Source organism: Streptomyces sp. BV286, assembly GCF_019090165.1.
GTDB lineage: Bacteria > Actinomycetota > Actinomycetes > Streptomycetales > Streptomycetaceae > Streptomyces.
Map to the genome: position 1 here is coordinate 63,162 of NZ_JAHRIB010000106.1, position 18,854 is coordinate 82,015.

Consider the following 18,854-nt stretch of genomic DNA (forward strand, 5'->3'; position numbering starts at 1 on the left):
TGCTGTGCCTGTGCTGTGATCCTGCTCGCACCAGGCTGTGGTCGTACCGCTGTCATGCCTCTGTTGTGCCGCTGTCGTGCTTCTGGTCGTTCTTCTGGCTTCTGTTCGTGCGGTGTTCTGCCAGTTCGCTGTTCTGTTCGTTCGTCGTGCTGTTCGTTCGTTGTTACTGGGGAGGACGTCGGCGCGTCGGTTCGCGGTTGCGACGATCAGTAGGGTGCGGCCCATGCCACAGTCCGATTCCGCCCGACCAGATTCGTCGCCCTCCGGGACGTCGCCGTCTGGGTCGTCGCCGTCCGGGTCGTCGCCGTCCGGCTCACCGTCGAGCGGTGCGGAGCTGCGGCGGACACTCGGCGTCGGGGACGCCGTGGTCATCGGTCTCGGCTCGATGATCGGCGCGGGGATCTTCGCCGCGCTGGGTCCCGCGGCCCGGGCCGCGGGGTCCGGGCTGTTCCTCGGGCTGGGCGTCGCGGCCGTCGTCGCCTACTGCAACGCGGCTTCTTCGGCTCGCCTCGCCGCCCGCTTTCCCGCGTCGGGCGGCACGTACGTGTACGGGCGGGAGCGGCTCGGCGCGTTCTGGGGATACCTGGCGGGCTGGTCGTTCGTCGTCGGGAAGACCTCCTCGTGTGCGGCGATGGCGCTCACCGTCGGCACGTACGTCTGGCCGGGTCAGGCGCACGCGGTGGCCGTCGGGGCCGTGGTGGCGCTGACCGCGGTGAACTACGGCGGTGTCCAGAAGTCCGCGTGGCTGACCCGGGTGATCGTCGCTGTCGTCCTCGCGGTCCTCGCTTCCGTGGTCGTCGGGTGTCTCACCTCCGGGGCCGCCGACGCCGGACGGCTCGACGTGGGCGTCTCGGGGGGTGTGGGAGGGGTTCTGCAGGCGGCCGGCCTGTTGTTCTTCGCGTTCGCCGGGTACGCGCGGATCGCGACTCTCGGCGAAGAGGTACGGGATCCGGCGCGCACCATTCCGCGAGCGATCCCGCTCGCGCTGGGTATCGCACTGGTCGTGTACGCGGCTGTGGCGGTGGCGGTCGTCTCCGTCCTGGGGCCGGGGGGCCTCGGGCAGGCGACAGCACCGCTCACGGACGCGGTACGCGCCGCGGGGGCGCCGGCACTCGTACCGGTCGTACGGGTGGGTGCCGCCGTGGCGGCGCTCGGGTCCCTTCTCGCACTGATCCTGGGGGTGTCACGGACGACGCTGGCCATGGCCCGCGACCGGCATCTTCCGAGCGGGCTGGCCGCCGTGCATCCGCGTTTCCAGGTACCGCACCGGGCGGAGCTCGCTGTCGGGGCGGTGGTCGCCGTGCTGGCCGCGACGGTGGATGTGCGGGGTGCGATCGGCTTCTCCTCCTTCGGGGTGCTGGTGTACTACGCGATCGCCAATGCCTCCGCCTGGACGCTGAGTTCGGCGGTCGTGTCACGGGTCGTGCCCGCGCTGGGACTGGTGGGGTGTGTGACGCTGGCTTTCGCCCTGCCCTGGGTGTCTGTGGTCGTGGGCGTCGGCGTACTGGGGCTGGGGGCGGTCGCGTACGGGGTACGGAGGCGGCTGGTCCCGCGCTGATCGAGCCCCGGGGAACATCGATGAGCGGGGGCAGGTAGGGGCTTGCGGCGACCGTGGGGTCCTGGCCGGCGCCGGGGTCAGCGCGCTAGGAGGCTCGCGCCGCCCCCGTACGTATGCGGAAGTCGTCCCAAGGCTCCAGGTCGGCCCCGTCGTTGAGCTCGTCGTACCAGCCGGTGCCGTCGAGCCAGGCGCGAAGCCAGGCCGTGAGGGTGGGGGCGTCCACGTACCACGCGTGGTCGGCGTCGTCGGCGTTCGGCTCGAACAGAAGGACCGTGCCGTCCGGGGTGCGGCAGTCCACGCACGCGTACATTCCGCAGCCCCAGTGGGATATCGGAAGGACGCCGTCCGGCCAGGGCCAGTCGGGGTCCTCGCGGCCGCTCTCACGGTGGGCGAGATACTGCGCAACGACGGCAGGCTCGCCCGAGGGCGCGCTGTCGAGCAGGGGCAACAGGCCGTACTCCGGACCGAATCCCCCGTCTCCTATCCGCAGGTAGAGAGCGGCGAGCAGCGGCGGCACGGCGAAGCCCAGTGCGGACTCCGCGCGGGCGAGCGTGGCCGCGTCCACCGGTGCGGGGAGCGAGGGCCAGCCCCACGGCCTGGAGTTGCGCGCCTCTGTGGAGACACGTACCAGCAACTGCTCGATCTCGGTCATGCGTTCATGATGCAGCGCGCCACCGACAGCCGGGCGAGCCTGTGGACAACCCCCGGAGCCGTCCTGTGGACAACTCTCAGTCGAGACGGACGTCGACGCCCTCGTCCACGAGGAAGGCGAGGAGCTCCTCGAACGTCCACGGGCGGTCGCCGGTGCGCGGGACGAGACCGAGGCAGGTGCGGGCGACCTCAGCGTCGTGCCAGACCAGGGTGAAGGGCAGCCGGGCGCCCCAGCGGCCACGGAGGCAGTCCGCGAGTGCGTCGAGGCCCCAGCCGAAGTAGCCGCCCGGTCCGTTGACCGCCTCGCCGAGCGCGCAGAAGAAGCCCGGCTCGTCGATGATGAGGCGGCCTTCGAGGTGATATGTGGCCCCGGGCTCCGCGTCGGGCCTGCCCGGCTGGTGGTGCTCCCGTGCCGTGTGCCGCCAGTGGCGACGGCCCTCCGGGCCGCACCGGGCCCAGCGACCGGGCTCGGAGGGCGGACCGGTGTCCCACAGCTCCCAGACCTCTTCGGCCGCGGTCGGCGGCCGCTCCGACCAGGGCTCCAGTGTGAGGTCCACCAGGCCGCGGCCGCGCGCCGAGGGGATCCACGCGACGAGTTCGCCCTCGACGGCGGACTCGACGGGGCGTCCCGCCGTGTCGAGGCGTATCAGCTTGGCGTGGCCGAGGTCTTCCTCGCCCGCGTCCAGGGCCGTACGGAGGGCGCCTTGCGGGGAGCAGCCCAGCAGCCGGACGGGCGGTTCCACCGGGTCCGGTTGCCCTTCCGGGACGTGTGCCAGGTCCCGGCAGCTGCCATGGGGCACGTCCTCGCGGCCGAGGAGCCGGTAGCCCGGGGAGAGCGGCGGGCACTGCGGATAGTCGAACGGGTTGTGCGGGGCCTCGCGCGCCTCGATCGTGATGTCGCGCAGCGACAGGTCGCGCGCGCACGGGCGGTCCCCGAGGACGCGTACGTCCTCCAGGGACCACTCCTCGACCCGTTCGCCCTGCTTGTCGAGGATTTCCAGGGCGAGGGTGCCGAGCGGGGCCGAGCCGTCGGCACGCGCGCGTGCGAGCACTTCGCGCAGCGTGCCTTCGGGGGCGCAGCCGATCAGCTCGTACGTCCCGCGGGCGGGAGCGGGCGGATCGCCGAAGAGGTTCTCGGCGTCCGCACACAGGGCCCAGGTCTCGTCGTCCTCCGCGTCGGCGTCGTACGCCTTCAAGACGTACTTCGGACGCCGCACTCCGGGAGCCGCTCTATCGGACCGACGACGTGAACGGCTGGTCCGTGCTCACGATTTCGCGTCCCAGCGGGAACAGCGACACCGGGATCAGCTTGAAGTTGGCGATGCCCAGGGGGATGCCGATGATCGTGACGCACTGGAGGAGGCCCGTGACGATGTGCGCGAGGGCCAGCCACCAGCCGGCGAGGACCAGCCACAGGATGTTGACGATGAAGGACGGCGCGCCCGCGTCACGGCGCTCCACCGTCGTCCGGCCGAACGGCCACAGCGCGTAGGCGCCGATACGGAACGACGCGATGCCGAACGGGATCCCGATGATCGTGATGCACAGCAGCACGCCCGCGACCAGGTAGCCCAGGAACAGCCAGAAGCCGCTCAGGACCAGCCAAATGACGTTGAGGATTGTCTTCACTGTTGGCGACCTGCCATCTGCTCGAGCCGGGCGATGCGCTCCGCCATCGGCGGGTGCGTAGAGAACATCTTGGAGAGTCCCTGGCCCGGACGGAAGGGGTTGGCGATCATCATGTGGCTCGCGGTCTCGATACGTGGCTCCGGGGGCAGCGGAAGCTGTTTGGTGCCCGCCTCCAGCTTGCGCAGGGCGCTCGCGAGGGACAGCGGGTCGCCGGTGAGCTGGGCGCCGGACGCGTCCGCCTCGTACTCCCGGGAGCGGCTGATGGCAAGCCGGATGAGGGACGCGGCGATCGGACCGAGGATGACGATCATCAGCATGCCGAGGAGGCCGGGTCCGTCGTCGTCGCTCGACCGGCCGATCGGGATCAGCCAGGCGAAGTTGACCAGGAACATGATGACGGAGGCCAGGGCGCCGGCGACGGACGAGATGAGGATGTCGCGGTTGTAGACGTGGCTCAGCTCGTGGCCGATGACGCCACGCAGTTCCCGTTCGTTCAGGATGCGCAGGACGCCCTCGGTGCAGCACACCGCGGCGTTGCGCGGATTGCGGCCCGTCGCGAACGCGTTCGGCGCTTCCGTCGGGGAGATGTACAGGCGGGGCATGGGCTGGCGGGCCTGTGTGGAGAGCTCACGGACCATCTTGTAGAGGGCCGGGGCCTCGAACTCGCTCACCGGGCGCGCGCGCATCGCGCGTAGAGCCAGTTTGTCGCTGTTCCAGTACGCGTACGCGTTCGTACCGATCGCGATGAAGAGTGCGACTACCAGGCCCATACGGCCGAAGAAGCTGCCGATGACGATGATGAGTGCGGACAGTCCCCCGAGGAGTACGGCGGTCCTGAGCCCGTTGTGCCGGCGGTGCACGGTACGCCCTCCAAATCGTGCGGCAGGGGAACCCTTGCTTGTCGATCTCTGACGCCACTGGTTCCGTGACTCCACGGTCCAGTGGACCCTCCCTCACTGGTCAACGCCAGGCGGGGGGCACTAGTTCCCTTGTGCGCGCGGCGCAGCGCGTGGGCCGTCCGGGTGACGGGACGACACCTCGGCACGCGCGCGTGCCGGGCGGCCGGGCCACGCGCGCGTGCGGATGCGTCAGGAACGGCGTCAGAAGAGGCCGGTGTCCGAGAAACGCAGGATGAGCTGAGGTGCTCCGGAGAGCGCGACGCCCAGGACGGCGGTCAGGGCGATCGCCGCGGTGAGGGGGGCCGGTACGCGGTGAGCCTCGGGCTCTCCCTCGGGGGCGCGGAACAGCAGCGTCGTCCACTGGAGGTAGTAGAACAGCGCGATCACGACGTTGACGGCCATGACCACGGCGAGCCAGCCGAGGCCCGCCTCCACGGCGGCCGAGAAGACCGTGACCTTCGCGAAGAGGCCGATGACGCCCGGCGGCAGACCGGCCAGGCAGAGCAGGAAGAAGCCGAGGACGAGCGCGGCGAGAGGGCGGGAGGCGTAGAGGCCGCGGTAGTCGCTGACGCGGTTCAGCGGCTTCGTACGGGCCACCAGGGCGGCCACCGCGAAGGCCCCGAGGTTCACGGCGGCGTACATGAGGGCGTACGCGACGGTGGAGCCGATGGCCTTCTCGGCGTCCTCGGAGTACGCGGCGGCCGCGATCGGCACCAGGAGGTAGCCGGCCTGGCCCACGGACGACCAGGCGAGGAGGCGAACCGCGCTGTACGCGCGCGTGGACCGTTGCCGCAGGGCGCCCACGTTGCCGATCGTCATGGTGAGGGCGGCGAGGGCGGCCAGGGCCGGCCCCCAGACGTCCGCGTACGACGGGAGGGCGATCACGGTGACGAGGATCAGGCCGGAGAAGCCGACCGCCTTGCCGACGACGGACAGGTAGGCGGCGACCGGGAGAGGCGCGCCCACGTAGGTGTCGGGCACCCAGAAGTGGAAGGGCACGGCGGCCGTCTTGAAGGCGAAGCCGACGAGGGTGAGGACGACGCCCGCCTGGGCGAGCGTGTGCAGTTGGGCGTCGACGTCCTCGATCCTGGTGGCGATCTCGGTGAGGTACAGGGTGCCTGTCGACGCGTAGACGAAGCTGACGCCCATGAGGCTCACGGCGGTCGCGGTGACCGAGGACAGGAAGAACTTCAGGGCCGCTTCGGAGGACTTCCGGTCGCCGTGCCTGATGCCCACGAGGGCGAAGGCCGGCAGGGAGGCGACCTCCAGGGCGACGATCAGGGTGGCGAGATCGCGCGAGGCGGGCAGGAGGGCGGCGCCCGCGGCCGAGGAGAGCAGCAGGAACCAGAACTCGCCTTCGGGGAGTTCCCTTTCGGCGTCCTTGAGGGCGGTCATCGACAGGAGCGCCGCGAGGAGTGCGCCGCCGAGGACGAGGAACTGGACGACCAGCGTGAACCGGTCGGCCGTGTAACTGCACACGTTCGCGTCGCCCGTCAGGCAGAACGTGGAGCGGTCGCCGTCCAGGAGGGGCAGCAGGGCGAGCGCGGAGACGGCGAGCCCCGCGACGGAGATCCAGCCGAGCAGGCCCTTCTTCCTGTCGCCCACGAAGAGGTCGGTGACGAGCACCACGAGTCCGACGACCGCCGCGATGGTGGGCGGGGCGATCGCGAGCCAGTCGACGGACTGGACCAGGGACTGGGCCTGCGAGCTCATCGGGTGCCTCCTGCGAAGAGCTGCTGCACGGCCGGGTCGGTCAGGCCGAGAAGGGCCTTGGGCCAGAGCCCGGCGACGACGGTGAGGACGACGAGCGGGGTCCAGGCCGCGAACTCGTAACTCCGGACGTCGGTGAGCTTCGGGCCGTCCCTCTCCGGAGCGGCGCCCATGCAGACGCGGCGGACCACGATGAGCATGTACGCGGCAGTGAGCAGGGTGCCGAACGCGGCGATCGCCATGAACGTCAGGAACGCGGGGCGGCTGAGGTCGTCGGCGGGGTCGAACGCGCCGAACAGCGCGAGCATCTCGCCCCAGAACCCGGCGAGGCCCGGCAGTCCGAGCGAGGCGACGGCCGCGAAGGCGAGCAGGCCGCCGAGGCGGGGCGCCTTGCCGTAGAGCGCGGCTCCGGACTTGTCCGCGAGGGTGTCGAGGTCGGTCGTGCCCGTGCGGTCCTTGAGCGCGCCGACGAGGAAGAACAGGAGGCCGGTGATGAGGCCGTGGGCGATGTTCGCGAACAGGGCACCGTTCACGCCGGTCGGGGTCATCGACGCGATGCCGAGGAGCACGAAGCCCATGTGGCCGACCGAGGAGTACGCGATGAGCCGCTTGAGATCGCCCTTCGCGCCCTGCCTGGCGAGAGCCAGGCAGGCCAGCGAACCGTAGATGATCCCGACGACCGCGAAGGCCGCGAGGTACGGGGCGAAGACGCTCATGCCGTCCGGCGTGACGGGCAGCAGGATCCGGACGAACCCGTACGTGCCCATCTTCAGCAGGACACCGGCCAGCAGGACCGAACCGACCGTCGGCGCGGCGGTGTGGGCGTCCGGCAGCCAGCTGTGCAACGGCCACATCGGGGTCTTGACCGCGAGCCCGATCCCGATCGCCAGAACGGCGATGACCTGCACGGATGTGGTCAGCTCGGGGTGACTGTCAGTGGCGAGTGCCACCATGTCGAAAGTGCCCGCCCTGATTCCGATCAGGAGCAGGCCGAGCAGCATGACGACCGAACCGAGCAGCGTGTAGAGGATGAACTTCCAGGCGGCGGCCTGCTTCTGCTCACCGCCCCAGCGGGCGATGAGGAAGTACATCGGGATGAGCACCATCTCGAACGCCAGGAAGAACAGCAGCAGGTCGAGGACGGCGAAGGTCGCGAGGGTGCCGGACTCGAGGACGAGGACGAGCGCCACGAATGCCTTCGGGGACGGGCCCGACGGCATATTGAAGTAGGAGTACAGCGCGCAGAGGAAGGTCAGCAGCGCGGTCAGCACGAGGAGGGGGAGAGAGATGCCGTCGATGCCGAGATGGATCCGCACGTCGAGCGCGGGGATCCAGCTGATGTCCGTCGTGGCCTGCATCCGCTGTGCCTTGACCGGGACGTCGTGGTCGAAGCCGAGCGCGAGGACGATCGCGGCGATGAGTACGGCGCCGGTGACGGTCACGCCGTGCCGCAGCACGGCCTGCTCGGGCGACTTCCCCTTCAGCCCGGGCGGGGCCGGCAGGAGAGCCGCGGCGGCCCCGATGAGCGGGGCGACGACGATGAACGCGAGAAGGAACTGCATCACGGACTCGTTGATATCGATCACGCCTGCTCACGCTCCCGTGGTGGCGACGAGGAGGGCGGCGACCGCCAGGACGACGGTGCCGGCGAGCAGCGCGCTCACATAGGTCTGCAGATTGCCGGTCTGGGCGCGCCGGACGGCCGCACCGAGCCAGCGGGGCAGTGCGCCCGCGCCCCGTACGTAGGTGTCGACGACTTCACGGTCGAGGAACCGGACGAGGGTGGCCGCGGCCTGGACCGGGCGGACGAAGAGCATCGCGTACACCGCGTCGAGGTGGAAGCCGACAGCCGCGTGGCGGTGCAGCGGGCCCAGCAGGAGTCGGCCGGGGTCCGCCGGGTCGGGCGCGGAGGCCACGTTCCCGTACGCGGGTGCGTGGCTCGCGATGGCCTCGGCCTCGACCAGGCCGCCGTCGGCGTCCGGGTGGGCCGCGACCGCGCCCAGTGGGACGTGGGCCGCCATGGCGGTGGTGTGCCGCCACGCGCCGTACGTGACGATGCCGCCGACCAGGGCGACGCCGGTGCCGAGGACGGAGGTGGCGAGGGTCGGGGTCAGGTCCCGGCCGTCGAACCAGTCGGGCAGCAGGCCGGTGGCGAGTCCGACAGCGAGTGACGGGAGGGCGAGCACCCACAGGACGGCGTTCATGGCGACGGGCTGCCTGCCGTGGTCGGGGGCCGGGGTGCCGTGGCCGCGGAAGGTGAGCAGCCACAGGCGCATCGCGTAGGCCGCGGTGAGCAGGGCCGCGGCCAGACCGGCGACGAGGACGATCCAGCCCGCGGCGCCGGGAACGCCCTCGCCGTGACCGGTGACGATGTGCTCGGCGGCGCCGAGGACGCCCTCCTTGGAGAAGAAGCCGCTGAAGGGCGGGATCGCGGCGAGCGCGAGGAGCGCCACGGTCATCGTCCAGTAGGCGTCGGGGACGCGGGCCCGCAGGTCCTTCATACGGGACATGGCGGCGAGGGAGTTGGTGCCGGCGGCGTGGATGATCACGCCCGCCGCGAGGAACAGCAGCGCCTTGAAGGCGCCGTGCGCGAGGAGGTGGAAGACGGCGGCACCACGGTCGCCGACGGCGAGTGCGCCGGTCATGTAGCCGAGCTGGCCGATCGTCGAGTACGCGAGGACGCGTTTGATGTCGTCCTGGGCGAGGGCGGCGAGGGCGGAGCCGGTCATGGTCACGGCGGCCATCACGGCGAGGACGACCAGTGCGGCGGCGGATGCGGTGAAGACCGGGAGGAGCCGGGCGACGAAGTAGACACCGGCGGCGACCATCGTCGCGGCGTGGATCAGCGCGGAGACGGGGGTGGGGCCCGCCATGGCGTCGGGGAGCCAGGTGTGGAGGGGGAACTGCGCCGACTTGCCCGCCACGCCGGCGAGGAGCAGCAGGGCGATCAGGGTCGGGTGGTCGAGTCCGCCGCTCGCGACGGTGCCGAGGATCTTCGTGATGCGGAAGGACCCGGCGTCGGCGGCGAGTGCGAACAGGCCGATCAGGAAGGGGACGTCGCCGAGCTTGGTGACGAGGAAGGCCTTGAGGGAGGCGGCCCGGGCTTCCGGGGTCTCCCAGTAGTGCCCGACGAGGAAGTACGAGCAGATGCCCATGACCTCCCAGCCGACCAGCAGCACCATCAGGTCGCCGGAGTAGACGACGAGCAGCATGGCGGAGGTGAAGAGGGAGACGAGAGCGGCGTACGAGGGGTAGCGCGGGTCGTCGCGCAGGTAGCCCGTCGAGTAGATCTGCACGCAGGTCGCGACCAGGCCCACGACGACGGCGACGAGGGCGGCGAAGCCGTCGATGTGCAGGGCCAGCTCGATGGGGACCGAGCCGGTGGGGGTGAGCTCGGTCGCCGCGTTCACGGCCCGGTCGCCGCCCTGGCGTACGGCGACGGCCACGGCGAGGCCGAGGGCGGCGAGGGAGGGCAGGACGGCGAGGGGGCGTACGAATCCGGGGGCCGTGCGGCCGAGGAGCAGGCCGGCGGCGGCGCCCAGGAACGGGAGGAGGGGGACGAGGACGGCGAGGGTGGTCGTGGTCACGCGGTGGCCTCAGCCTTCTCGGCCGGCTCGCTGCGGGCGGCCTCGGAGTCGTCGTCGGTGCCGTCGTCGGTGCCGTCGTCATCGGCGGACTCGGCGGTGTCGCGGAGTTTGTCGATGTCCGCGGTGCCGCGGTTGCGGTGGACGGCGAGGACGATCGCCAGGCCGATGCCGATCTCGGCGGCGGCGATGGCGATGGTGAACAGGGTGAGGGCCTGGCCGGAGTGCAGGGTGTCCTGGGCGGTCCTGCTGAGCCAGACGTCGAAGGCGACGAGGTTGAGGTTGACGGCGTTGAGCATCAGCTCGACGGACATCAGGACCAGGATCGCGTTGCGGCGTGCGAGGACGCCGTACAGGCCCGTGGAGAAGAGGAGGGCGGAGAGTACGGCCGGGTAGGCGAGGTGCATCAGCGGGCGCCTTCCTTGTCGCTCCGGGGGGCGTCGCCGGGCGCGGCCCCGCCCTTGCGGCCCTCGTCACGGGAGGCGCTGCTGCGGGAGCCGTCTCCGCGGGGGCTGTCGCTCCGGGGGCTCGGGGTGTTCGCGGTGGCCGTCTCCTTCGCCTTCGCCCTGCGGGAGAGGACGATCGCGCCGACGAGGGCGGCGAGCAGCAGGACCGAGAGGGCCTCGAAGGGGAGCACCCAGCTCTGGAAGAGGCTCGCGCCGGTGACCGCGGTGGAGCCGGCGGCGGCGCCGTCCAGGTCGATCCAGGTCGTCCGGAAGGCGTCGACGACGACCCAGACGAGGGCGGCGGCCGCGGCGAGCGCCACGGTGAGCGCGGCCCAGCGGTTGCCGGAGTCGGCGTCCGGGGAGCGGCCGATGGGGGCCCTGGTGAGCATCAGGCCGAAGAGAAGGAGGACGACGACGGAACCGACGTAGATCAGGACCTGCACCCAGGCGATGAACTCGGCCGTGAGGAGGAGGTATTCGACGGCGAGGCCACCGAGGGCGACCACCAGCCACAGGGCGGCGTGCACCAGCTGCTTCGTGGTGACCGTGACGATCGCGGCGCCGAAGGTGACCAGGCCGACGAGGAGGAAGGCGATCTCGACGCCCGTCGGTGAGAGGAAGCCGTGGGTCTCGGCGGCCGTGGTCGCGGTCCGCGCCGCCGTGACGGTGGCCGCGGCGGGGGTCACGATGTGCCTCCCTGCGGGTCGTCGAGCTCGGTCGGAGCCTGGGCTTGCGCCTGTGCCTGGGCCTGCGCCGTTGCCAGCTTCTCGGCGGTCTTGCGGGCGGCGGCGATCTCCTTGGGTTCCTCGGCGCCGGGGTCGAGGGCCGGCGGGGCCGGGACGGTCCACATCCAGTCGCGGAGCTTGTCGCGTTCGTGGGTGAGCTCGTGGATGTCGGTCTCGGCGTACTCGAACTCGGGGGACCAGAAGAGGGCGTCGAAGGGGCAGACCTCGATGCAGATACCGCAGTACATGCAGAGGGAGAAGTCGATGGCGAAGCGGTCGAGGACGTTGCGGCTGCGCTCGCGGCCGCCGGGCGCTGCGGGCGGGACCGTCTCCTTGTGGGAGTCGATGTAGATGCACCAGTCCGGGCACTCGCGGGCGCACAGCATGCAGACCGTGCAGTTCTCCTCGAAGAGGCCGATGACGCCACGGGTGCGTGGCGGCAGTTCGGGCTGGGCGTCCGGGTACTGCGCGGTGACGGTCTTCTTCGTCATCGTGCGGAGGGTGACGGCCAGGCCCTTGGCCAGACCTGAGCCGGGAATGCGGGGACGGGAGGGCGGGAGGGACTCAGCCATGGTTACGCGATCACCACCTTGACGATGCCGGTGAGGGCGATCTGGGCGAGGGAGAGGGGGACGAGGACGGTCCAGGCGAGCTTCTGGAGCTGGTCCTCGCGCAGACGGGGGTAGGTCACGCGCAGCCAGATGACGACGAAGGCGAGGGCGGCCGCCTTCAGCAGGGTCCAGACCCACCCGAGGCCGTCGGCACCCCACGGGCCGTGCCAGCCGCCCAGGAACAGCACGGTGGTCAGGCCGCACAGGACGACGATTCCGGCGTACTCGGCGAGGAGGAACAGCGCGAAGCGCAGACCGGTGTACTCGGTGTACGCGCCGAAGATGATCTCCGAGTCGGCCACCGGCATGTCGAAGGGAGGGCGCTGGAGTTCGGCGAGGCCCGCCACGAAGAAGACGATCGCGCCGACGATCTGCCAGGGCAGCCACCACCACTCGAACGCGTCGACGATGCCGGGGAGGGAGACCGTGCCCGCCGCCATGGCGACCGAGGCGGCGGTCAGCAGCATGGGGAGTTCGTACGCGAGGAGCTGGGCGGCGGTGCGGAGGCCGCCGAGGAGGGAGAACTTGTTGGCCGAGGCCCAGCCCGCCATGAGCGAGCCGAGGACGCTCACGCCCATCACGGCGAGGACGAAGAAGATGCCCGCGTCGACGACCTCGCCGACCGCGCCCTCGCCCGGGCCGATCGGGATGGCGAGGAGGACGAGAAGGTACGGCAGGAGGGCGACGGCGGGGGCGAGCTGGAAGACACGGCGGTCCGCGCCCGCGGGGACGATGTCTTCCTTCTGCGCGAACTTGACGCCGTCCGCGACGAGTTGGGCCCACCCGTGGAAGCCGCCCGCGTACATGGGGCCGAGGCGGCCCTGCATGTGGGCCATCACCTTGTGCTCGGCCTGACCCACGAGCAGGGGGAACGTCAGGAACACGACGAAGACGACGAGGAGTCGCAGGGCGACGTCGAGAGCGTCGTTCACTGCGTGCCTCCTGTGGGGCTGTCGGGACCTTCGGGGTCATAGGGGTGACGGGGGCCGTGCGGGGCGCTTGGGTCGTGCGGGGCGCTTGGGTCGTGCGAGTCATCGGCTTCCCCGGGCGTCGACGGCTCCTCCGGTGGCGGGGGCTCATCGGATGCCGATGCCGCGACGGGCTGGGGCCGAGGCGCGGTGGCCCCCGTGTCCGCCGGTTGCCCGGGCTCGTCGAAGGCGGGGCGGGCATGGTGCCAAGGGGCATCAGAACTGCGCGAGGCCGTGGGCGTCTTGGGCTCGGCGGATGCCTTTGGCTCGGCGGGCGCAGTCGGTTCAGCGGGCGCAGTCGGCTCGGCGGACGCAGTCGGCTCAGCGGGCGCAGTCGGCTCGGCGGGCGCCTGCGGATCGCCGGATGCCCCCGCATCGCGCGTCGCGTTCGGTTCGCTGGACGCCTTCGAATCGACCGCGGTCCCCGGCTCAGTGGAGGCCTTCGGCTCAGCCGGAGTGGCGGGCTGGACCGGGGCGTTCGGCTCGACGGCAGTTTCCGGCCCGGCCGGAATCTCCGGCTCAGCAGGTGTCTTCGACGCTGCCGGAGCGTCAGGCGTGGCACCGGTAGGGACCGCGCGCGCACCGGCGGAAGCTGCTCCCGAGGTGGCGGGATCCGCTGCCTCGGAAGCGGGCGTCGCGGAACCCTGCGCCGTCGAGCCGGGCGACGGGGACTCCGGCTCCGCAGCCGCGGGCGTCGCAGTCGTCGGCCCCACAGACGCAGGCGCCGCGGCAGCCGGCGCCCCTGCATCGGCCGACGCCGACCCCGACGCCGGAGTCGGCACCCCAGACCCCGACGCCCCAGAACCCTGGGCCCCGGCAACAGGCGTCCCAACGGCAGTTGCCTCAGTAGCAGGCGTTCCAGCAGCAGGAGTCCCGGCGGCAGTCGTTCCAGCCGCAGGAGTCCCTGCGGCGGGTGTCCCAGCCGTGCGTGTCGCCGTTTGGCTGGCTGAGCCTTCTCCTGCTGTGCGTGCGCGGCGTACCGGGCGGTCGCCGGGTGCGCGGGGGGCGCCTCGGGCCGGGCGGGCCGGGGCCGGGGGGAGTTGGCCCTTCAAGGGGCCCCACTCGTTCGGGTCGGGGACGCCCGGCGGGAGCATCTGGCGGCGTTTCGGGCCGCCGTGTTCCGACTCGCCGGGTTCCTTCGCGCCCGGCCAGGCCTTCGCCACGCGGGCGGCCAGGACGAAGTCCTTGCGGAGGGGGTGGCCCTCGAAGCCGTCGGGAAGGAGGAGCGGGTCCAGGCCGGGGTGGCCTTCGAAGGCGACGCCGAACATCTCGTGGGTCTCGCGTTCGTGCCAGGCGGCGCCCGCGTAGACCTCGACGGCGGAGGGGAGGACGGGTGCGGAGTGCGGCACCGTCGTACGGACGAGCAGGCGGCGTACGGGGGCCAGCGCGACCACGTGCGCCGAGACCCGAAAGCCCGTGCCGGGTTCGTCGACGGCGCTCAGCCAGTCGAAGTAGGTGCAGCCGAGTGCGTCACGCGCGCTCTCCAGGGAGGCGAGCCAGGAGGCCGGCGGCACGTCGACCGTCAGTACCTCGTACGACTCCTCGGCGGTGGCGTCCGGGCCGAAGAGTTCCTCCACGGGAGCGGGAAGCCATCCGGTCGTCGTCATCGGGCGTCCTCCGTGGCCGGAGGCGTCGCCGGCGGTCGCACGAGCCCGCTCTGCAGCGCGGCCGCGGAGGGGCGGTCACCGGCGGCGGAGCCGTACCGCTCCCCCAGCGACTCCCGGGCGATCTTCTCCTGGAGCTTGAGGATGCCCTGGAGCAGCGCCTCCGGGCGGGGCGGGCAGCCCGGCACGTACACGTCGACCGGGATGATCTGGTCGACGCCCTTCGTCACGGAGTACGAGTCCCAGTACGGGCCGCCGCAGTTCGAGCAGGCGCCGAAGGAGATGACGTACTTCGGCTCGGGCATCTGCTCGTACAGGCGCTTCACGGCGGGGGCCATCTTGTCCGTGACCGTGCCGGAGACGACCATCAGGTCGGCCTGGCGCGGGCCCGGCGCGAAGGGGATGACGCCGAGGCGGATGAAGTCGTGCCGGGCCATCGACGCCGCGATGAACTCGATCGCGCAGCAGGCGAGGCCGAAGTTGAAGACCCAGAGCGAGTAGCGGCGGCCCCAGTTCAGGACCACCTTCATCGGCTCGGGGGCGAGGCGGGCGAGTGCGCCCAGCCGCTTCGGCTCCGGCAGGTACACGGGTTCCGGAGAAGCCGCTTCGGGGGTCACGTCCATTCCAGGACGCCCTTCTTGTAGGCGTACAGCAGGCCGACGGCCAGGAAGCCGAGGAAGATGAACATCTCCACGAGCGTCGCCGCGCCGTAGCCCGGAGCGGCGAAGACCGTCGCCCACGGGAAGAGGAAGATCGAGTCGACGGCGAAGATCACGTAGAGGAAGGCGTAGACGTAGTAGCGGACCTGGGTGTGGGCCCAGCCCTCGCCGACGGGGTCGACTCCGCACTCGTACGTCATGAGCTTCTCGGGTGTCGGGACGACGGGCCGCAGCAGGCGGCCCGCTCCGAAGGCGACGGCGACGAACAGCACGCCGACCGCCGCGAGCAGTCCGACGACCGAATAGGACTGGAAGTAGTCCGCCGCGAGGAAGGTTCCGGCGGTCCCGGTCCCGGCTTCGGTTCCAGTGGTTCCGGCCGCCGCGACCATGGTCGGTTCCGGCACGTCCGCCCCTCGCTCCCTGACCTCGTATGACCTGGTACGGGCCCCCGTGGGAGCCCGTAGGACTACGCGTGCGCCTTCGTGCGCGCCGTGCGGTGCGCCGCGTTCGACGATCTGTACGCACCGGAGTCTAGGGCCTGCTAAAGAGACCGTAAGCAGCCCGTCACGGGTAGGCATCGTGCGACGGAGTTCCCGGGCCGCGGTCGGGCCGGCCCGCGACCGGTCCCGGGGGGCGATCCGGGGCTGTGGTCCGGGGCCGTCCCCGGTTGCCGGCGAGGGTGGGGTTTTCCCCCGGAGACGGAGGCGGCCCTCCTCATGGCGCCGCGGGCCGCGGCCCGGCAAGGTGGCGCTATGACCGAACGCATCCTGGCCGCCGGCGCTCCGGACGGCGGCGCCGACCGGCCGCCCCGCGCGCGCTTCGCCTATGACCGGCACACGTGGAAGGAGATCGCGCATCTCCTGGTGAACCTGCCGATGTCGCTCGTCGGATTCACGTACGTCGTCACCGTGCTGTTCGCGGGAGCCGGGCTGACGGTGACCGTGGTCGGACTGCCGTTGCTGGCGGCCGGGCTGCTGGGCGCGCGCCAGTTGGGGAAGCTGGAGCGGGGCCGGGCCAGGGCGCTGCTCGGGGTGCGGGTGGACGAGCCGAGCCCTCTTCCGTTGCGCGGGCGGGGCGGGTTCTTCACCTGGCTGTGGATGGCGTTGAAGGATCCGGTCGGCTGGCGGACGGTGCTGTACGAGTTCATGCGGCTGCCGTGGAGCATCGTCACCTTCACCGTCACGCTGGCCTCGTTGTTCGTGCTGTGGCCGGTGCTGCCGTTCATCGCGCGCGCCCTGACCAACGCGGACCGGGCGATGGTGCGCGCGCTGCTGTCCCCCTCCGACGAACTGGAGCGGCGGATCGCGGAGCTGGAGTCGGACCGGGGGGTGGTCGTCGACACGGCCGCGGCCGACCTGCGGCGCATCGAGCGGGACCTGCACGACGGGGCGCAGGCGCGGCTGGTGAACCTCGCGATGGGGCTCGGTCTGGCGAAGGAGAAGCTGCTGGAGGGCCAGGCCGACGAGACCGTCGCCGCCATGGTCGACGAGGCGCACGGCGAGGTGAAGCTGGCCTTGCAGGAACTGCGTGACCTGGCTCGCGGCATCCACCCGGCCGTCCTCACCGACCGCGGTCTGGACGCGGCGCTGTCCTCGGTCGGCGCCCGCTGCACCGTGCCGGTGAAGGTGACGGCCGACCTGCCGGCGCGCCCGGCCGCGGCCATCGAGGGCATCGCGTACTTCACGGTCTCCGAGCTCCTCCAGAACGTCAGCAAGCACAGCGGGGCACGGTCCGCCTCGGTCGACGTGTGGCGCTCGGACAACCGCCTGCTCATACAGGTCCATGACGACGGCCGGGGCGGCGCCTCGCTCGACGGCGGTACGGGGATGGCGGGGCTCGCGGAGCGGCTCGGCGCGGTGGACGGCCTGTTCATCATCGATTCGCCGGTCGGCGGGCCGACGACGATCACGGCGGAGCTGCCGTGGCGCAACCGGACGGAGGGCGCCGAGGGGAAGTAGCGCGCCCGGACGTCCGGAGCGCCCCGCCCCCGCCCCCGCACCCGCGCCCGCGGTCCGTCGGGCCCTTGGCCCGCGCCCGCGGTCCATCGGCCGCTTGGCCCGCGCCCTCAGCCCCGGCCCACGGCCTCGACCGAGACCCTCGACCCGCGCCCTCGACCGACACGCCCTCGACCGCCCCCGCAGGGGCGCGCCGGGGGCGTCGTCATATGTGCCGCCCCGTCGGCGGTCCGGCGGTCCGGCGGGGCGGCACGGGCGGCGGGGCGGTCCGTGACGGGGGTCCGGCGGGGTGGTGCGCAAGGTGATGCGGGGCATGCCGAGGGGTAGGGAAAACCCCCGGCCCAAGACGCCGACGCGCTCCATGTCCCGGGAGCGCCGCACCGAGCACTGTGGAGATACACCAGCGGACTAACAGAAACGGACGGCGGCCATGGCCACGGAGTACGGACAGGGATACGGGTGGGACGACGGCCCCGGATTCCGAGGGGAGGGCGCCGGGGAGCGGTGGCACCGGCTCCCCGCCGCGCTGCGGGCGCCGATCGAGGCGCGCAGCCTGCGTGAGTTCGCCTACCTGGTGCTGAACCTGCCGATCGCCGTAGTCGCCTTCACGTTCACCGTGACGATGATGTCGCTCGGCGTGGGCCTGCTGGTCACGTTCCTCGGCATCCCGGTGCTCGCCGCGGCGCTCGCGGGCTGCCGCGGGCTGGGCGCGCTGGAGCGGGCCCGCGCCCGCGGGCTGCTGGGGCTCGACGTCGCGGCGCCCGAACCGCTGCGGATGCGCAAGCAGGGTCCGATGAGCTGGGTGGGCGCGACGCTGAGGAGCGGCGCTTCCTGGCGGCACGCCCTCTACTCGGTCGTGCACTTCCCGTGGGCCGTGTTCAGCTTCTGCGTGTCCATCACCCTCTGGGCGACCGGTTGGACGCTGCTGACGTATCCCCTGTGGTTCTGGGTGTTCCCGATGTACGGCGGGCAGGACGGACTGCAGCTGTACGGGGACGAGACGCACCGGGTCTACCTGGACAACGCCTTCGAGATCACCGTGACCGCGATGGTGGGACTGCTGCTCACACTGGCGACGCCGTGGATCGTGCGGGCGCTGACGCTGGTGGACCGGCTCCTCGTGAGCGGGCTGCTGGGGCCTTCACGGCTGGCCACGCGTGTGGTGGAGCTGGAGTCGGACCGGGGTGTCGTGGTCGACACGGCGGCGGCGGACCTGCGGCGTATCGAGCGGGACCTGCACGACGGGGCGCAGGCGCGGCTGGTGGCGCTGGCCATGGACCTGGGGCTGGCGAAGGAGAAGCTCACGGAGGATCCGCAGGAGGCGGCGCGGATGGTGGGCGAGGCGCACGGTGAGGTGAAGACGGCCCTGCAGGAACTGCGGGACCTCGCACGCGGTATCCATCCGGCCGTGCTGACGGACCGGGGGCTGGACGCGGCGCTGTCGTCGATCGCCTCGCGCTGCACCGTTCCCGTGCAGGTCGAGGTCGACCTGCCGGCCCGGCCCGCACCGGCCATCGAGGGCATCGCGTACTTCACCGTGTCCGAGCTGCTGCAGAACATCAGCAAGCACTCGCGGGCCACCCGGGCGACGGTCGACGTCTGGCGGATCGAGAACCGGCTGATGATCCAGGTCGTCGACAACGGGGTGGGCGGCGCGGACTCCTCGGAGGGCTCGGGGCTCGCCGGGCTCGCCGGGCGTCTCGACGCGGTGGACGGCATCCTCGTGGTGGACTCGCCGGTGGCGGGGCCGACGCGGGTGACGGCCGAGCTGCCCTGGCGGGCCTGAGGCCTTCCCGTCCCGCGGAGCCGGATCGCCGGCCCCGCGGGACGACGGCGTTCCCCGGTTCCCGGCCCC

Annotated in this window: 17 protein-coding genes; 3 read left to right on the plus strand and 14 right to left on the minus strand. The window is 71.8% G+C overall.

The window, feature by feature from the left end; translation table 11 throughout:
- Positions 1-223 precede the first annotated feature (223 nt).
- On the plus strand, positions 224-1,558 hold the full coding sequence (locus KUF83_RS14745; RefSeq protein ID WP_217455113.1) for an APC family permease: 1,335 nt from the start codon (positions 224-226) through the stop codon (positions 1,556-1,558).
- 85 nt (positions 1,559-1,643) lie between these two features.
- Here the strand turns inward: KUF83_RS14745 and KUF83_RS14750 are convergent, their stop codons facing one another.
- The 14 genes from KUF83_RS14750 to KUF83_RS14815 all read right to left on the minus strand — a co-directional run bounded on the left by KUF83_RS14750 (position 1,644) and on the right by KUF83_RS14815 (position 15,448).
- Positions 1,644-2,210: an SMI1/KNR4 family protein gene (locus KUF83_RS14750; protein ID WP_217455114.1), complete on the minus strand. Its 567-nt coding sequence runs from the start codon at positions 2,208-2,210 to the stop codon at positions 1,644-1,646.
- 76 nt (positions 2,211-2,286) lie between these two features.
- Positions 2,287-3,405, minus strand: a complete 1,119-nt coding sequence (locus tag KUF83_RS14755; protein WP_254643847.1) for a barstar family protein — start codon at positions 3,403-3,405, stop codon at positions 2,287-2,289.
- Positions 3,406-3,439: 34 nt separating this feature from the next.
- Positions 3,440-3,838 carry a YccF domain-containing protein gene (locus tag KUF83_RS14760; RefSeq protein WP_217455116.1) on the minus strand — a complete coding sequence of 133 codons (399 nt, stop codon included), beginning with the start codon at positions 3,836-3,838 and terminating at the stop codon, positions 3,440-3,442.
- Positions 3,835-4,698, minus strand: coding sequence for a zinc metalloprotease HtpX (gene htpX, locus KUF83_RS14765; RefSeq protein WP_217455117.1), 864 nt, complete (start codon positions 4,696-4,698; stop codon positions 3,835-3,837). Before htpX ends, KUF83_RS14760 begins: the two co-directional genes overlap by 4 nt.
- A 240-nt stretch (positions 4,699-4,938) precedes the next feature.
- A complete protein-coding gene (locus tag KUF83_RS14770) occupies positions 4,939-6,450 on the minus strand; it encodes an NADH-quinone oxidoreductase subunit N (protein ID WP_217455118.1) in 1,512 nt (503 codons plus the stop codon).
- Positions 6,447-8,033, minus strand: coding sequence for a NuoM family protein (locus tag KUF83_RS14775; RefSeq protein WP_217455119.1), 1,587 nt, complete (start codon positions 8,031-8,033; stop codon positions 6,447-6,449). The genes KUF83_RS14770 and KUF83_RS14775 overlap by 4 nt, the downstream gene beginning before the upstream one ends.
- A gap of 6 nt (positions 8,034-8,039) precedes the next feature.
- A complete protein-coding gene (locus tag KUF83_RS14780; protein ID WP_217455120.1) occupies positions 8,040-10,034 on the minus strand; it encodes an NADH-quinone oxidoreductase subunit L in 1,995 nt (664 codons plus the stop codon).
- Positions 10,031-10,438, minus strand: coding sequence for an NADH-quinone oxidoreductase subunit NuoK (nuoK, locus tag KUF83_RS14785; protein ID WP_217455121.1), 408 nt, complete (start codon positions 10,436-10,438; stop codon positions 10,031-10,033). The genes KUF83_RS14780 and nuoK overlap by 4 nt, the downstream gene beginning before the upstream one ends.
- Positions 10,438-11,163 (minus strand): NADH-quinone oxidoreductase subunit J, encoded by a 726-nt coding sequence (locus tag KUF83_RS14790; RefSeq protein ID WP_217455122.1) that lies wholly within the window; start codon positions 11,161-11,163, stop codon positions 10,438-10,440. Before KUF83_RS14790 ends, nuoK begins: the two co-directional genes overlap by 1 nt.
- Positions 11,160-11,774 (minus strand): NADH-quinone oxidoreductase subunit I, encoded by a 615-nt coding sequence (locus KUF83_RS14795; RefSeq protein ID WP_217455123.1) that lies wholly within the window; start codon positions 11,772-11,774, stop codon positions 11,160-11,162. The genes KUF83_RS14790 and KUF83_RS14795 overlap by 4 nt, the downstream gene beginning before the upstream one ends.
- Before the next feature lie 2 nt (positions 11,775-11,776).
- On the minus strand, positions 11,777-12,745 hold the full coding sequence (locus tag KUF83_RS14800) for a complex I subunit 1 family protein (RefSeq protein WP_217455124.1): 969 nt from the start codon (positions 12,743-12,745) through the stop codon (positions 11,777-11,779).
- Complete coding sequence (locus KUF83_RS14805; RefSeq protein WP_217455125.1) at positions 12,742-14,388, minus strand: NADH-quinone oxidoreductase subunit C; 1,647 nt, start codon at positions 14,386-14,388, stop codon at positions 12,742-12,744. The genes KUF83_RS14800 and KUF83_RS14805 overlap by 4 nt, the downstream gene beginning before the upstream one ends.
- Positions 14,385-15,008 (minus strand): NADH-quinone oxidoreductase subunit B, encoded by a 624-nt coding sequence (locus KUF83_RS14810; RefSeq protein ID WP_217455126.1) that lies wholly within the window; start codon positions 15,006-15,008, stop codon positions 14,385-14,387. The genes KUF83_RS14805 and KUF83_RS14810 overlap by 4 nt, the downstream gene beginning before the upstream one ends.
- Complete coding sequence (locus KUF83_RS14815; protein WP_374106063.1) at positions 14,999-15,448, minus strand: NADH-quinone oxidoreductase subunit A; 450 nt, start codon at positions 15,446-15,448, stop codon at positions 14,999-15,001. The genes KUF83_RS14810 and KUF83_RS14815 overlap by 10 nt, the downstream gene beginning before the upstream one ends.
- 348 nt (positions 15,449-15,796) lie before the next feature.
- Between KUF83_RS14815 and KUF83_RS14820 the strand changes: the two genes are divergently transcribed.
- Entirely contained in the window at positions 15,797-17,002 is a 1,206-nt protein-coding gene (locus tag KUF83_RS14820; RefSeq protein ID WP_217455127.1) for a sensor histidine kinase, read from the plus strand.
- A gap of 427 nt (positions 17,003-17,429) precedes the next feature.
- The gene (locus tag KUF83_RS14825; RefSeq protein ID WP_217455128.1) at positions 17,430-18,785 is read left to right on the plus strand and encodes a sensor histidine kinase; all 1,356 of its coding nucleotides are present in this window, start codon (positions 17,430-17,432) and stop codon (positions 18,783-18,785) included.
- Positions 18,786-18,854 lie beyond the last annotated feature (69 nt).